Annotated in this window: 16 protein-coding genes and 1 pseudogene; 10 read left to right on the top strand and 7 right to left on the bottom strand. The window is 44.6% G+C overall.

Annotated features, from left to right (window positions below):
- Window positions 1-545 (top strand): tRNA epoxyqueuosine(34) reductase QueG (queG, locus tag VX941_12385; GenBank protein ID MEE2934203.1); only part of this gene is annotated, 545 nt, incomplete at its 5' end.
- A 134-nt stretch (window positions 546-679) separates the two neighbouring features.
- On the opposite strand, the gene VX941_12390 is transcribed toward queG, so the two are convergent.
- The 4 genes from VX941_12390 to lpxD form a co-directional block, all read right to left on the bottom strand.
- On the bottom strand, window positions 680-1,561 hold the full coding sequence (locus tag VX941_12390) for a hypothetical protein (protein MEE2934204.1): 882 nt from the start codon (window positions 1,559-1,561) through the stop codon (window positions 680-682).
- 202 nt (window positions 1,562-1,763) lie between these two features.
- Window positions 1,764-2,981 (bottom strand): beta-ketoacyl-[acyl-carrier-protein] synthase family protein, encoded by a 1,218-nt coding sequence (locus VX941_12395; protein ID MEE2934205.1) that lies wholly within the window; start codon window positions 2,979-2,981, stop codon window positions 1,764-1,766.
- 112 nt (window positions 2,982-3,093) lie between these two features.
- On the bottom strand, window positions 3,094-3,345 hold the full coding sequence (locus tag VX941_12400) for an acyl carrier protein (GenBank protein MEE2934206.1): 252 nt from the start codon (window positions 3,343-3,345) through the stop codon (window positions 3,094-3,096).
- A 69-nt stretch (window positions 3,346-3,414) separates the two neighbouring features.
- Window positions 3,415-4,515 carry a UDP-3-O-(3-hydroxymyristoyl)glucosamine N-acyltransferase gene (lpxD, locus tag VX941_12405; protein ID MEE2934207.1) on the bottom strand — a complete coding sequence of 367 codons (1,101 nt, stop codon included), beginning with the start codon at window positions 4,513-4,515 and terminating at the stop codon, window positions 3,415-3,417.
- Window positions 4,516-4,606: 91 nt separating this feature from the next.
- Here lpxD and VX941_12410 point away from each other — a divergent pair, with 91 nt between their 5' ends.
- From VX941_12410 to VX941_12440, 7 genes are all read left to right on the top strand, one after another.
- The gene (locus VX941_12410) at window positions 4,607-5,614 is read left to right on the top strand and encodes an NAD(P)H-quinone oxidoreductase (GenBank protein ID MEE2934208.1); all 1,008 of its coding nucleotides are present in this window, start codon (window positions 4,607-4,609) and stop codon (window positions 5,612-5,614) included.
- Window positions 5,615-5,625: 11 nt separating this feature from the next.
- Complete coding sequence (locus VX941_12415; GenBank protein MEE2934209.1) at window positions 5,626-6,417, top strand: SDR family oxidoreductase; 792 nt, start codon at window positions 5,626-5,628, stop codon at window positions 6,415-6,417.
- 83 nt (window positions 6,418-6,500) lie between these two features.
- Window positions 6,501-7,865, top strand: coding sequence for an MmgE/PrpD family protein (locus VX941_12420; GenBank protein MEE2934210.1), 1,365 nt, complete (start codon window positions 6,501-6,503; stop codon window positions 7,863-7,865).
- A gap of 78 nt (window positions 7,866-7,943) precedes the next feature.
- Complete coding sequence (locus VX941_12425; GenBank protein ID MEE2934211.1) at window positions 7,944-9,311, top strand: MmgE/PrpD family protein; 1,368 nt, start codon at window positions 7,944-7,946, stop codon at window positions 9,309-9,311.
- A gap of 204 nt (window positions 9,312-9,515) precedes the next feature.
- The gene (locus tag VX941_12430) at window positions 9,516-10,466 is read left to right on the top strand and encodes a TauD/TfdA family dioxygenase (GenBank protein MEE2934212.1); all 951 of its coding nucleotides are present in this window, start codon (window positions 9,516-9,518) and stop codon (window positions 10,464-10,466) included.
- Between the two features lie 161 nt (window positions 10,467-10,627).
- Window positions 10,628-11,863 carry an MFS transporter gene (locus tag VX941_12435; GenBank protein MEE2934213.1) on the top strand — a complete coding sequence of 412 codons (1,236 nt, stop codon included), beginning with the start codon at window positions 10,628-10,630 and terminating at the stop codon, window positions 11,861-11,863.
- A gap of 205 nt (window positions 11,864-12,068) precedes the next feature.
- Window positions 12,069-12,449, top strand: coding sequence for a hypothetical protein (locus tag VX941_12440; protein ID MEE2934214.1), 381 nt, complete (start codon window positions 12,069-12,071; stop codon window positions 12,447-12,449).
- Window positions 12,450-12,585: 136 nt separating this feature from the next.
- Here the strand turns inward: VX941_12440 and VX941_12445 are convergent.
- From VX941_12445 to VX941_12455, 3 genes and pseudogenes are all read right to left on the bottom strand, one after another.
- Window positions 12,586-12,837: pseudogene (locus tag VX941_12445) on the bottom strand (chloramphenicol acetyltransferase).
- An 11-nt stretch (window positions 12,838-12,848) separates the two neighbouring features.
- Window positions 12,849-13,976: an iron-containing alcohol dehydrogenase gene (locus VX941_12450; protein MEE2934215.1), complete on the bottom strand. Its 1,128-nt coding sequence runs from the start codon at window positions 13,974-13,976 to the stop codon at window positions 12,849-12,851.
- Window positions 13,977-14,072: 96 nt separating this feature from the next.
- A complete protein-coding gene (locus tag VX941_12455) occupies window positions 14,073-14,294 on the bottom strand; it encodes a hypothetical protein (GenBank protein ID MEE2934216.1) in 222 nt (73 codons plus the stop codon).
- 402 nt (window positions 14,295-14,696) lie between these two features.
- Here VX941_12455 and VX941_12460 point away from each other — a divergent pair, with 402 nt between their 5' ends.
- On the top strand, window positions 14,697-15,137 hold the full coding sequence (locus VX941_12460) for an ArsI/CadI family heavy metal resistance metalloenzyme (GenBank protein MEE2934217.1): 441 nt from the start codon (window positions 14,697-14,699) through the stop codon (window positions 15,135-15,137).
- Window positions 15,134-15,544 (top strand): arsenate reductase ArsC, encoded by a 411-nt coding sequence (locus tag VX941_12465; GenBank protein ID MEE2934218.1) that lies wholly within the window; start codon window positions 15,134-15,136, stop codon window positions 15,542-15,544. The genes VX941_12460 and VX941_12465 overlap by 4 nt, the downstream gene beginning before the upstream one ends.
- The last annotated feature ends 32 nt before the right edge of the window (window positions 15,545-15,576 follow it).

The raw sequence follows: 15,576 nt of genomic DNA on the forward strand, positions 1-15,576 counted from the left end.
TATACACAACCTTGAAAATTGAACCGGATCAAGCCGAGAAAAATCACTGCGGCAGTTGTAATGAATGCATAGATATTTGCCCAACACGCGCCATTACCGGGCCACACCAATTAGACGCCCGCCGCTGCATTTCTTATCTTACAATTGAGCATAAAGGCGCTATCCCAAAAGAATTTAGAAAGGCCATAGGCAATCGAATATACGGTTGTGACGATTGTCTGTCTGTTTGCCCTTGGAATAAATTTGCACGAAAGACTAAAGACCCCGCCTTTTTGCCCAGAGAAGAACTTGTGGGCCCAGAACTTGCTAAGCTGGCAAGCCTAAGTGATAACGACTTTAGGAAATTATTTTCCAAAACCTCAATTAAACGAATAGGAAGGGATAGATTCGTTCGTAATGTATTGATTGCAATAGGAAACAGCGGTGATCGAGAGTTGCTTAGCTCTGTGATCCCAAGATTAAGCGATGCATCATACATCGTTCGCGAGGCAGCAAAGTGGGCCTCTCTAGAGCTATCAGAAACAGACCGCACGAAACATGGATGATATAGCGGTTAAAAAACCGCTTAATCTCTGATTGATTGACAAGAAAAAATTGAACATAGACTTTTTTCGTAACAAAAACGTGTATTATATTGAAATCAGACTTGAATCACCACTGCTAAGAAAGATTCCATAGATTAGCGCAGCTCTTCACCCTCCAGCATGAATGCCCTATCCGAATATCCCGCTGCATAATTATTATTATGCTGGTTAGGATTACGATTAATCATTGGTCGGTTGTAGAGCGGATGGGTCATTGAACGTATTTCGTGTTCGAGAGTGTGTAATTTTTTCCCGTTTTTAAGATCTACAATATATTTAAACCGATATTGGTATTGGTTACTTTCTTCGCTTATTAAATCGACCTTCTTCAATGCTCCATAAGGCGCAGAAAAGTTTGCCAGATAAACTTGAATATGATGCCCATCGAAGGGAGGGATCTTAGCATTTGTTTCGCGAAAAATTATCCATTGATGATGCCCCGCATGTACGTGAGCCGCTAGACCTCCTACCCGACGAACAACGGCATTTGCACCCATTACTACATTATAAAAATTGGCTATGCCATCAACGGTGCCGGGTCGGCAATTTAATTCTACATATCTAATGCCGAGCGTTATGCGGCCAAAATTTTTATTTGGTGGAAAAAGGCTATATTTGTTTCCCCAAGGACAAGTCACATCAATTCGGTTTCGCCCAATTTTAAACTCATATTTGGTTCCTTCGAGCTCCTTTTCTACAGCTTTTAACCGTGACTGCAGAGCCTTTATATCCGGGATAACGATTCCTGTGCAGCCGGGTATTACCTGAGCTTTACCAGTTGGCAAATGAATTTGGGTTCTGCCAATGTTCATCCACATATTTTTAACACCCGGCATCATATATGGATCTCTCGTGAAACCCAGACCCTCCACGTAAAAAATTGTTGCTAAACGTTGATCTGGAACCCTTACATTCGTGTGTTCTAAACCAACAAAATTAGCGATGTCTTCTTCGCGGCGATCAAAAACTTTTCCCATTGTTCTCCTCCCCGGTGTTAATGCTGCTTTAATTTTTTTTCTTAATAAAACCCTATAAAATATTTATATTATTTTCATTTTTTATTTTACGGGCCCGTGCAGTATTAAAGACCGAACCACAAAAAACTAATGGCGTCGGCTCAGCAGCAATCCGCTTGCCATTTAAAACTCCATGCCAGATCAAACCGTGCGAATTTTGTGATTAGCCGTTAAACTTTTTAACTGCGAGAACAGCATTTAATCCACCGAATGCAAACGAATTAGATAGTGCTGCGTTGATTTTCATATCACGTGCTTCATTTGGAATATAATCAAGGTCGCAAGCCGGGTCGGGCTCCTCAAAATTTGCTGTAGGGGGAGCAACTCCATTGTTTATTGCCAAAGTCGTAACCGCAAGTTCCATTGCGCCGGCTGCCCCAAGCGCATGACCAAACATCGATTTACTGGCGGAAATCGAAACTTTGCGGGCATGACCATCTCCAAGAGCCAGTTTTATTGATTTTGTCTCAGTTACGTCATTTGCGGCTGTGCCGGTTCCGTGTGCATTTACATAGTCTATGTCAGTCGGATCAAGTCCACCGTCCTTCAACGCAAACTTCATAGCCTTCGACGCGCCTTCGAAACTGGGCATTGTGATATCCATAGCATCGGAGGTCATTCCGAAGCCAACGATTTCTGCATAAATATTAGCACCCCTAGCCTTAGCATGATCAAGGGTTTCAAGCGTCATTATCGACGCGCCTTCTCCCAACGTCATCCCGGTCCGGGTTTTCGAAAATGGCCTACACGTATCCCGCGTCATAACCCTAATCGCCTCCCAACCTCTCATGGTTCCAAGCGCAATACAAGCTTCCGTTCCCCCGGTTACAGCGCGTTCCACCAAGCCACTTCTGACCATGTGGAATGCCTGTCCAATTGCGTGATTTGCAGAAGAACATGCGCTCGCTATAGCGTATGCAGGCCCGGTAATCCCATTCTCCATAGTTATGTGACTGCACGCAGCGTTTAACATAAGACGAGGAATGGTAAACGGGTGAACACCGCGTCTACCCTCCTTGTATATGTGATAGTACGCTTGGTCTATTGTCTCTTGGCCACCAACACCACAGCCAATTATAGTGGCTGTATTATCTCCATCTTCACCTTCGAAAGTAAGCCCGGAGTCTGCAATTGCCTCACGCGCAGCCATAAGCCCTAGCTGAGAGAAACGGTCCAGAAGGCCAAGCTGTTTTTTTGGAAAATGCTCTTTTGGATCAAAATCCTTGATCTCAACACCGATCTTAATCTGCAAGTCATCAGTCGGAATTGTTTCGAGAGGACCTATCACGCAACGACCATTGCTGACTGTTTGCCAGAATTCCTGCGTGGATTTACCGGCGCCGGAAAAGACACCCAATCCGGTTATGACCACTCTATTCATACCAGCGATTCCTAAAATAGCAGCACTAACAACTAATCTGACGCTTATAGGATCATATCATTTATTTAACCAGAAGTTTTGGGCCGAGAAACGCCATCCAAGTATAACCAAATCAACTTTGCTCTTCGATTACTTTCTGTACTGCATCAACCACCTGGCCAACCGTTTCAAATTCCATCTCCGCATCATTAGCATTGTAGGGAATTTGAATTTCGAACTTTTCTTCAATCGCAAAAATTATTTCAACTATGTCCAAAGACTCAATTTCAAGATCATCAAGCCGAGCGTCGCGAACGAGCCTAGCCCTATCTACATCAGCCTTATCCGCAACAATATCGTAAATATCTTCTTCAACCTTCGCCATAGCGTACTCTTTTTCACCTAAAATAATTTCATCGATCGGCCTTGGCCCATGAATAACGCGAGCGACTAATTAGCCTTTTTCTGTCTGGGATTCAAGCGCCTTAAGTCTCGCTTTAAAACGCCGAATATCTTTGAACACACTTCCCAACCGACGAACATTAAGATATTGAGCTGCCATCTCATCTTTTGGAATAGCAGGATATCCGATTACAACCGTTTTATTTGGAATATCTGTTGCTACGCCAGAACCTCCCCCAACGACAACATCATCACCAATTTTTACATGGTCTTTCACGCCTACCTGTCCCGCAAGCACCACACGATCGCCTATAACCACGGAACCCGCAACCCCAACCTGACCACAAATCATACAATGATCACCAATAGTGACGTTATGGCCAATCTGCACTAGATTATCAATTTTGGTATTGTCGCCGATTTTGGTGTCGGTAATCGTACCACTGTCTATAGCGGCACATGCTCCGATCTCTGCGTCGGAGCCTATAGTTACCGATGCCAATGAGTTAATACGGGAAATTGAGACATTTTTCGCACATACCGTGCTATTCGAAATCACACCCTTGGTTTCCTCTACGCTGCCGGCCTCAGGTGTAACAAAGCTAAATCCATCCGATCCAATGCTCGCATTTTGTTGGATAATAACACGATCACCAATATTTACTCGTTCGCCGATCCTAACACCCGAATGAATAATAGCGCCGGAACCAATCTTTGCCCCTGCACCTATCGTAACATGCGACATTATTTGACACCCTTCACCGATAGAGGCTCCGGGACCCACGTAAACAAAAGGATCGATCGCAGGATTTACACCAATATTAGCCGACGGATCCACAATCGCGCTCGGGTGGATGCCACGAGTGATTTGTAATGGTTTCGAAAAAATCTCTGTTAAAAGCCCCAGCGCTACTCTACTTCGTCGCACTTTAATTAAGGCCTCTAGTATTCCATCAGGTACCTCAGCATCAACAGAAACTATAGCAGCTGCAGCATTAGAATGGGTCAGCAAATCCAACATATCTTCATCGGTAGCTATGGCTAAATCACCTCTACCTCTAGCTTCCATCGGATGAGTAATATCAGAAATTTCCAGAGAACCGTTACCGATAAGCTCTCCTTTTAAGGCGTCAGCAATATCAGAAACCTTCATATCTTTTACCTATGATTACCTATACCTTTTCAATTGCATTCGTTAATAGCACATCGCACCGAGGTAAAAAGTATGAACATTGGAAATAAAAATGAATATTCCAAATAAAATGCGATACGTAAGTGTTTCAAAACCTGGTGGTCCAGAAGTACTTGAGATAAGAGAGTGCCCTCTTCCAAGCTGCGGCAAAGAAGAGGTTTTAATAAAAATCGCTGGCGCCGGACTTAATGGGGCAGATTTAACACAACGCAAAGGCAAATATCCATTACCGCCGGGTACCGGGAATATTCTTGGTTTAGAAGCCTCTGGAACTGTTTTGGCTGTTGGACAAAACGTTACGACGCTTAAAGAGGGCGATGAAGTTTGCGCTTTAATTAAGGGTGGAGGCTACGCAGAATATGTCTGCGCCCCAGCACTTCAGTGCCTTAGTATTCCCTCAGGGGTTTCTCTTATGGATGCCGGCGCTTTGCCTGAAACCTTTTGCACAGTTTATACCAACCTAATTGATAGAGGTTCACTCAAAAAAGGAGAATGTGTTCTGATCCAGGGAGGCACGAGTGGCATAGGCTACACCGCGATCCAGATCGCAAAATTTGTAGGTGCAAAAGTTCTAGCAACAGCACGCACAACCGAAAAATGTGATGCGATACGTCGGTTTGGAGCAGACCGTGCAATAAATTATATTGAAGAAGATTTCGAGACCATCGCAACAGATTTCACCGACGGAAATGGTGTTGATGTTATATTGGACATTGTTGGTGGCCCATATATCCCAAAAGAATTAAACATACTTGCTAAAAACGGTCGGCTTGTGTTCGTAAATCTTCGTGCTGGCAGGGTGGTTGAGGCAGACTTTGGTCAGATACATGCCAAGCATTTAACAGTAACCGGCTCACGTTTGCGGCCTCGTTCGGTTGCCGAAAAAGCTGCCATCTGTGGATCTTTAAAAGAACAAATTTGGCCTGCATTTAGCACTGGAGATATTAAAGTTGAGGTCTTCAAGCGCTTTTCTTTCGAAAAAGCGGCGGCGGCTCATACGCTAATGGAGAGTTCGGCGCACATAGGAAAAATACTTCTTTATCCAGGCTTTGAAAACTGAGGGAGAGAGAGATGCATTTTGAGCTCGAAAAAAAGGTGGCATTTGTCACTGGGGGGGGGCGCGGAATTGGCAAAGCAATTTCATTAATTTTAGCTGAGCAAGGGGCGAACATAGCTTTATGCGGACGCACCTTAAGCACACTTGAAGAAACTGCTGACGAAATCAGGGCACTCGGCTCCGAAGCGTGGCCAATCATAGCCGATGTCTCTGAATTGGATAACATTAAGAACTTTGTATCGACAGCCATGAAAGCTACAGGCCGCATCGACATACTAGTAAATAATGCAGTGACCTCCCTTCAGGCTCCGTTCGAAGAGCAGACCGATGAACACTGGCGTAATCACATCGATGTGAAACTAATGGCGTATATCCGTTCTGCCCGTGAAGTCCTTCCTTATATGAAGGAACAACGTTGGGGAAGGATTGTTAACATAGGTGGAATGACAGCACGAATAGCTGCACCACTTCGTATGACTAATGGAATTACAAATGCTGGAGTTTCAAATTTTACAAAACAGTTTTCGGATTATGCTGGCAAATATAATGTGACTGTAAATTGTGTTCACCCCGGGCCAACTGTTACTGAACGGCTCCGCGCCGGACTTGAAAGGAGGGCAAAAGACGCAGGCTTGGAATTATCAGATATTGAGCGCGAGGAAATTAAAAGCATCCCCATGGGAAGATTGATACTACCGCAAGACATAGCCAAAGCGGTGCTTTTCTTTTGCTCTCCTCTTGCAGATATCATTACAGGCCAATGTATAGCAGTTGAGGGAGGATCAAGCCCGGCCATAAATTACTAGGACCCTGCACTTTCGCCCCCACCCTATTGACCTCTCAACTTTACTAGGGATCATATACACAAAGCTTAATGGGAGGAAAATTCATGGAAGGTTTCACAAAAAAAATTAGTGAAAAAATAGTCCAAACTACTTCTGCAGCTATGACTACCGAAGCAATACAAAAAGCGCGTCAACTTTTTCTCGACGGTATTGCAGTAGCCGTAGCCGGTTCAATCAAAGAAGCACCACCGGCGATTTTAGCCAATCATATCAGGAGCAAGGGGTCCCGCGAGCAAGCATCGGTTATTGGATTCGATTTTAAAACTCATGTAGTAGATGCAGCTTATATCAATGGCGCCTCAATGCATGTCCTTGACTATGAGCCGATGTGGTCACCGGCAAATCATGCAGTTTCGACAAATTTACCGGCTATTCTTTCGTTGATAGAAACCCATGAAGTTAACGGCCTTGAAGCTGCTACCGCGCTTGTGAAAGGCACTGAAACACAGGGGTGGCTTCGACAATGCTCAGGCGATTTTGATGCCAAAAAAGTTAAAAATCACCCGCCAGGTCTAGTTGGACCTATTTCTTCGTGCGTAGCAGCAGGGCATATCCTTCAATTTGACACAGAAACGCAGCGGCACGCTTTCGGAATTGCCGCATCACGGTGCGGTGCCTTAAATGCTAATGCAGGCACAATGGTTAAGATGACACATTGCGGCCTAGCAGTCTCTCTTGGCCTAGATGCAGCGTTACTTGCATCCAAAAAATTCACCGCAAATCCAGATATTTTTGAAGTAGATAATGGATACGTCCAACTCTATATGCCTAACTTTGACTATGAGAAAATGTTAAATTTTGGGGCGCCATTCCGTCTCGTGGACCCAGGTTACTCAATCAAGATGTTTCCAAGCCAATTTGGTACCCACTTTGCAATAACAGCAGCTCTAGATGCCAGGAAAAAAATAGATGATGTTTCAAAAATCAAACAAATAAAGTTAACAACTCCGGTCATGACATACGTCGACCGGCCAAAACCCCACCAAGGATTAGCAGGTAAATTTAGCTTTCAATACACTTGCTGTGCAGCACTCCTGGACGGTGTCGTTAATATGGCAACTTTTGAAGATAGCCGTCGTTTTGCCCCTGATATGGAAGCGATGCTTGAGAAAGTAAAAGTTGTTCAAGATCCCAACCGGCCAGCACGGTTTGAAGAAGAGGTAGTCGATCTTGAAGTTTTATTAGAAGACGGCACAACTGTTGTCTCGCGATGCGATGGGCCTAGAGGATCATGGCATGGTAAACCTCTCGAACCCGGAGAGCACGAGGCGAAAGCGCGAATGTGTTTAGGTTGCCGTCTCAACGATCGTGACACTGATCGCGTCGTAGATCTGGCTTACAATTTAGAGTGCCTTGAAAACACAGATCTTTGCGAAATGTTGTCAATTATCTCAAAGACTAAAAGCTGAGTTTACTCAGGCCGCAGGGCCTTAGCATACAAACGATCATTTCGAAACAATGACAGACAAGACATATTTACCAGTCCCATGAAGCATTTAACCAAAAAACTTTCCAAACTCATTACGTCAATATCATCCAAAGATATTACAGAGGCATCTATTATCAAAGCCAGACAATTACTACTTGATGGTATCTCAGTAGCAATAGCTGGGACAATCCAAGAAACAGCCCCTTCGATCCTTGCAGATCATATCAGAGAACAAGGAGCAAAACCTTTGTCGTCTGTGATTGGATTTGGTTTCAAAACAACTCCAGTAAATGCGGCGTATATAAATGGATCATCAATGCACGTCTTAGATTACGAGCCAATGTGGGCACCTGCTAACCACGCGCTTTCTACTAATTTACCGACAGTCCTAGCTTTAGTAGAAACCACCGATGTAAATGGCCTCGATGCTTTAACGGCATTAATTAAGGGGATTGAGATCCAAGGCTGGATCCGCGAAGCATCACGGCAATATGATCCCGGAAAACTCAAAATGCATCCGCCTGGGCTTACGGCACCGTTGTCATCGGCAGTTGCCGCTTCGCATATACTCGGGCTTGACGCGGAAACGCTTCAACACGCGATTGGGCTGGCAGTTTCTCGGGCCGGAACATCACTTGCCAATGTTGGAACCATGGCAAAAATGACACATTGCGGTTTATCTGGAGCTATGGGCTTAGATGCAGCACAGATGGCTCAACGTGGTTTTACCTCCAATCCTGAAGCGATAGAGGCTCAGCGCGGATACATCGATATGTTTTTCAAGGATGAGTTTCATGGCAGTGAACTTTTAAATTTTGGACCACCCTTCCGCATAGTAGAACCCGGCTATGCACTGAAGATGTTTCCTAGCCAGTACGCGACGCATTTTGTAATCAGTGCCGGCTTGGCGCTTCATCCAAAAGTCGTTGATTCAGACAAGATTGATAAGGTTAAGCTCACCAGTCCTGAAATGGGATACATAGATCGATCTCATCCAGAGAGCGGGTTAGCAGGTAAATTTAGCTTTCAATACACTTGCTGTGCAGCACTCCTGGACGGTGTCGTTAATATGGCAACTTTTGAAGATAGCCGCCGCTTCGCTCCTGATATGGAAAAAATGCTCGATAAAATCGAACTCTGTATGTCGCAAACTATTCCCGGAAAATTTCAGGATATGTATGTGGATTTAGAAGTAAGAATGAAGGACGGCACAAAGCATACGACACGGTGCCGTGGCCCTAAGGGAAGTTGGAATGGTGATCCTGTGAGCGTTGAGGAACATCTACAGAAAGTCAGAAGTTGTCTTGACACAAGGCTCAATCAAAGCGCACGCGAACGAATCATTGAATTAGGTAATAATTTTGAAATGCTCACTAACACTGAATTGCGTGAGCTCCTTTCAATTGCATCAAACAGCAGTCTCTAAAGTTTGACATTTTTGCTTTGGTTTCAAAACTCGCGTTAAATCTCTAGAGCCGCAGCACAATTCGGCGAAGCGCCAAATCTCTAAGGGTAAAAATAATCTAATTGTCCTATTAATCTCTCTCATAGACACTCCCTATGTTACAAAATTTTTTAGTATGATAATTATCTATTTGCTTTCAAAATCAACATAGAGGAACCCCTTATTATGGCCATAGAAAAGGCTGAAGTTGTTACATCCAATACACCTAACTCAATTGGAATAAAGCCACTAGCGATGACCATAGGTGCAGAGATCACTGGGATCGATATTTCGAGCCCACTGTCAGGCGAAGTAATAAAAGAAATACGTAATGCATTCTTAAAATGGAAAGTTCTGTTTTTCAGAGATCAAAAACTGAACCACGATCAGCACATAGCCTTTTCAAAGCAATTCGGTGAATGCACTCCGGCGCATGCTGTTTATGGGCACCAAGACGATCGCTGGCCCGAGATCTACACGGTCGACCGTGACCGCCGCGATAAACGTTATAAGGGAGCTGATTTGCTGTTTCCCTGGTCTGGCTGGCACGCAGACGTGACCCCCGCGATAAATCCACCTGCTATTTCAATATTGCGAGGAGATAAAATGCCACCTTATGGAGGAGACACTCAGTTTGCTGACATGGTAGCGGCATACGAAGCGCTTTCCAAAACCATGCAAGAATTTTTAGACGGCCTTCGAGGGATACATCGATATCGAGGAAATGCGGGAGTAAACACGTCTGAAGAATATAAGAAAACACTCCAGAAAAATCTTCTGATCAGCGAACATCCGTTAGTACGTGTCCATCCTGAAACGGGTGAAAAAGCAATTTACTGCGCTCCCTCGTTTATTGAAAGTATCGTAGATTTAACACCAACCGAAAGTGAAGCCTTATTGGTTATGCTTAAGACCCATGTGGCACGACCTGAATTTAATGTTCGTTTTAAATGGACTGATCATTCGCTCACAATGTGGGACAATCGCCAAGTGCTGCATATGGGACCGAAAGATATAATTAACTCGGAGTTCCCGAGAGAAATCCATCGTACTACTCTAATGGGCGATATACCGGTGGGGCCCGACGGTCGCACATCAACGTCAATAGAAGGAAATCCTATTGAACCTCAGAAATGAATTATTACGCTTTTAGCAATCAACAAGCTCGTTTACCTTTGTTCGGTCGCTACTTTCAAATGGTAAAGAAGCAGCGGGAATAACAAGGCCGAGGATTGAGAATTTAAGGAACTATACTTTGGTAAAATTTATATACCTAATAACCGTCCTATAGCCCCACTATGATAAGTCGCAGCCAGCTCATTGCCGTGTTCATTGCAAGGGTATTTTTATTCCTTCCCTTCATGGTCGTAGCGGGCTGTATACCTCTCCTAATTGAGGATTGGAAAATTGGTGCGGTCCGCGTAGGAACGATAGTGAGCGGCTTTTTCGTAGCCTACGCTATTTCTCTAACATTTTTTTCTTATTTAGGTGGGCTTATTGGGGCAAAAAAAGCGGCACAGATTTCAGCCATGTCAACCGCAATAATCAGCACTGCGTTCGGGGTTTTTTCTAGGGATTTTACCTCAACGTTAGCTCTCTACTCTTTAATCGGACTAAGCCAAGGTGGCGTGTATACTCCCTTAATAGCATTATTCCGAGACAATGTGCCCCCTCAAAATTTGGGAAGCGCGATTGGATGGCTAATCTCCTCCACATCCATAGGGTATGCTGCATCTATTAGCCTAACGGGAATTGCGATAGGGATCGATAGTTGGCGTTTAGCATTTTTAGTAACGGGTTCACTCACAACGATCGGCGCGGTAATTTTATTGATAAGCATCAATGGTCTAGATAATGTTATTCATGTTAAATCTAAAGATTATGGTATTTTTCGCGAAGCCCTTAAAAGTCGCACAACAAAAATACTTCTAGCTGGTTATTGCGCCCATAATTGGGAATTGATCGGCATGTGGAGTTGGGGGCCAGCCTTGATCGCTGCCAGCTTTTTACTTTCTGGAATTAATACCGCAGAAGCTGCCCAATGGAGTGCCCAATTTGTTATGGTGCTTCATTTAGGTGGGGCAATCGCAGCTTCAACCATGGGAACACTCTCTGATCGAATTGGTCGTCGCAAGATTTTAATATTCACAGCTGTAATCGGGGCGATTTTCTCTTTTACCATTGGATGGTCAGTAACATTACCGGCCACGATAGTTGCAGGCTTAATGATCATATACGCATTTTTTGCATTGGGTGACTCGCCGGTTCTTTCGACAGCTTTGGCCGAAGTGGCAGAACCTGCGTCCCTTGGTGACCTGCTCGCGTTGCGTTCCTTACTCGGATTCATTGTTGCAGCAATAGCGCCCATCGCCGTTGGGTGGGTGATAGACATATTAAGTGCCTCGAACTGCAGCCCCACTATCGTTTGGGGAGCTGCTTTTGCAACCTTAGGACTAGGTGGAATACTAGCAGTTTGTTTTGCGATGAAGCTGCCAAAAGAAAACCAGCAAATACAGCCAACCGCAAAAGGTTAGTTACACCCCTCAGCCGAGTAAAACTGATCGACTTAACGTTACTGCATTTCTTGGTGTAAAGTAGATCACAGATTCAGCATGTATAGTACAAACTCCTCTAGCAAAAAATGGAACTAATTTTTGTAGAGCGGATACTAATAACATGACTACTAGCGAAGCGATCCCTCACCTACACAAATACAGTCTGATTAGGCAGAATATTAAAATGAAAAAACGCGCCACAACACTCTGCCTGACGATTGCCGTGCTATTTGGATTTGTAAAGGCGAGTTGGGGCGCGGGGGAATTCCCATATTCTCTGAATGGTCTTTGTTTAGACAACCTTGAAGAAGGTTGTCTGCCACGTTACTTACCACTCAAAGGTCACAAGATATCATATTGCGAAGCATCGTGTGACCTTACAAACCCGATAAAAATAAGAGGCATGGATGGCGTGCTTTACGATCTTTCGTGTTCCACCGATGGTAGTGAACAACATCCTACTAATGTAATTTTACTAAAACAAAAACTAAAAAATGGTAAAGAAGGTTCAATGTCGTGGATTGACTCAGCAGGTACATTTAAGATAGTTCGCTGTCCAGAATGATTTCATAATACAGCCAAAGTCATCGAAAAATAATGTGGTTTTTGTCGAACTGGAATTCATTAGGCGAAATTTATTAGTGAAAACAAAATTAGACCTGGTGAGTTGGCAACTTGAAAAGCTTGCAACCTGATCGTTAAAGGAAATGGTGAAGACTAGCCAAATGTTTCGGATGATCAGTGGGCCCTATACGAACAAAACTAGCAATATTTGCAAATTTACCAACGTTTGCATTTGCAATATCGGTGTAGCGATCACAATAAGAATAATCGTCGATAATGCTATTTAACAAGCGAGTGCCTTTACCAATTTCAACATACCTTCCAAATTGAGTGTTGGTAATCTCACATTCGGGGTGAATATACGGCTCTGTCGCACTCAGTTTTGGCAAGCTACTCTCACTTAATTCGGACAAAATCGCTCAAGACTGCGACGGGCCAAGCTTTGGGCTATTCTACCGTTTACGTCTCGTAGGTTATTGGCGGCACGCGCCGGAGTAATCAGACTGTCGCCGAACTGGTCTGTCACGTCTGGCGATACGTAGCCTGCCAAATAGTGTCCAAGGTTTAGTTCATCAAACCACGATTCCAAAGCACCGGGGATATCCGAAATCGCGCATGACAAACCTGCTGCTATTGGTGCCAGGCGTTCCGGGTGAACCGCGGAGTTATAACGGGCGACTTCCGGCAATGTGAAACTACAGGCAAATCCATGCGGCATACCGAACTGCGCAGTAAAGGGATAAGAAATCGAATGCGCTAATGCCGTTTGGGTCGTGCCCATTGCGTATCCGGCGAATAACGCGGCCATCTGCAAGCGCCTGCGGGTCTCAACCCTTTGCGGATCGGATTGAACCAGATCCAAATTCTCACGCAATATTGAAATTGCCACGTTAGCAAAATGATCAGACAACGGTGTATTGTTTTGATTCCAAACGGCTTCCATAGCATGGGACAACGCGTCCAAACCGCTTGAAAGCGTCACATCATGTGGCATGGATGTGCACAACGCCGGGTCTATTACAGCGTCACTTGGATATAGGGCAGGATTATGGAGCGAAAACTTTTCGTTTTCATCACCCCAAATCGTTCCCCAGCGCGTGACCTCTGACCCAGTTCCCGATGTCGTGGGAACCGCAATAATCGGGATTGGCGCAAATGTATTTGACAACTCCAGGCCGTTTTTCAGATGCGCAAAAAGCGGAGTAATATCTTTTCCGAGTGCAGTCAGCGAGACAATCCCTTTGGTTGCATCGATAACGCTCCCGCCACCAAGAGCAACAGCAACATCTACACTCGGCATGCCGGCAGAAAATTTTTTAATATCGGAAATGCGCGGGTTAGCGGGAACAGAAGCGATAGTCGCAACCGGCTGTCCGGCCGCCGCGGTTAAGACTTCAATCGCCCCGCGTTTTGACCAACCCTCACTTGTGACCAATAGCCATTTACGATCCGCTAACAACCCGGCGACAGCGGTTTCAAAGGAGGAACCCGAATGAATACGGGTAGGACAGTGAAACGGGCGGCTCAAAACCCGTGCCCCTTATCAGCCGCGGCCCGATTTCGGCCCGCAGTTACGAAACTCGCGCACTCGTCCAGAGTTTGATCGGTGAGTTGGCCGGGAGCGTTAATCACCACCCGTTTCCATCTTGTGCGCTGTCAAGTTGATCGAGATGAAGACACACCATAAAAAATTCATCAATATTACTGGCAGAAATAGATAAAATCCAAGCCTCTTGAGGAGTGGGTTACTTGTATTGATGGCTTCTTCCAAAACATGCTCATTAAATGCCAGCCAAGACAGCTCTTTATCAATAAAGCCGTCCCTAACCCGTTTCCCACTATTCATTTTTAGCGTACATTCCGCCGACACTTTTAAAAATCCGCCCTAGTTTTCTGTGGTTCAAATACAAACTAACAGCAAATTCTTACTAAAATGTTAAATTTTTATTACAATGGTGCATTTTGTTCTGCCTCGCCTTCGATGCACGAGGTTTTTTTATTTGACTTCCGTCCCAGGCATGATCGCCATGTGTTCAGATATTGGAACAGTAACAATTCTGCAACAAATCCACGTTAGTAATTTAATCTTAATTGAGCTCTAAGACCTGCGAGATAATGTGGAAAATATGGATCGAATAAATTCTTTTTCAAACAGCATATGGCGGATAGAAAAATTCTTTTGCGACCGTGCTACGTTATTAGTCGTGTCACACTAAACGTTTTAAAAACCTAAAAAGTGAGGATGAAAATGGCAAGGATGCATATTCATATTTCGGTGGACGATTTGGAGAAATCTACCGATTTTTACTCCAAGTTATTCGGTAAAAAACCAACAAAACAAAAAGAGGACTATGCAAAATGGATGCTTAGTGACCCCCGAGTTAATTTTGCAATATCCGCGCGCGGCGCGAAGACCGGACTAGATCATCTTGGGATGCAAGCTGAAGAAGAAGATGAGATGGATGGGTTGCGCGAACGTCTGGAACGAGCGGGCATCTCTACCTTTAATGACGGTGAAACTACGTGCTGTTACGCTAAGTCGGATAAAACCTGGGTGCAGGATCCGGCCGGCATAGCATGGGAAGTGTATCGTAACATGAAGGATGTAGAATATTTTAATGACACAGCCATGGGCGAAAATACTTGTTCCGATACCGCAAGACGACCCGGAAATGAGTGCTGTGAATGAAACGTGTGCTAGTTCTTTGCACGGGCAATTCATGCCGTTCTATAATGGCGGAGGCACTAATAAACGCCCTCGCAGAGGGGCGTTATCAAGCGGTAAGTGCGGGGAGTAATCCGACCGGTGAGATACATGAAAAATCTTTTCAAACATTAAGACGCCACGGACTGAGCGTGGATGGATTTTACAGCAAATCTTGGGATGTGTTTGAGGGGCAGCATTTCGATTACGTAATTACAGTCTGTGACTCTGCAGCAGCAGAGACCTGTCCATTATTTACAGGAAACTATTCAAAACTTCACTGGAGCATTCCTGATCCCGCAAAAGCAACTGGGGATGATGAAGCGATTTGCACAGCATTTAACGATGCCTTTTATTTGATAAAACAACGGATCCAAGCCGAGTTACTATGAACTGTCGGTTATTTTTATGATCCCTTCATTTC

The sequence above is a fragment of the Pseudomonadota bacterium genome (assembly GCA_036339585.1).
GTDB lineage: Bacteria > Pseudomonadota > Alphaproteobacteria > UBA8366 > UBA8366 > UBA8366.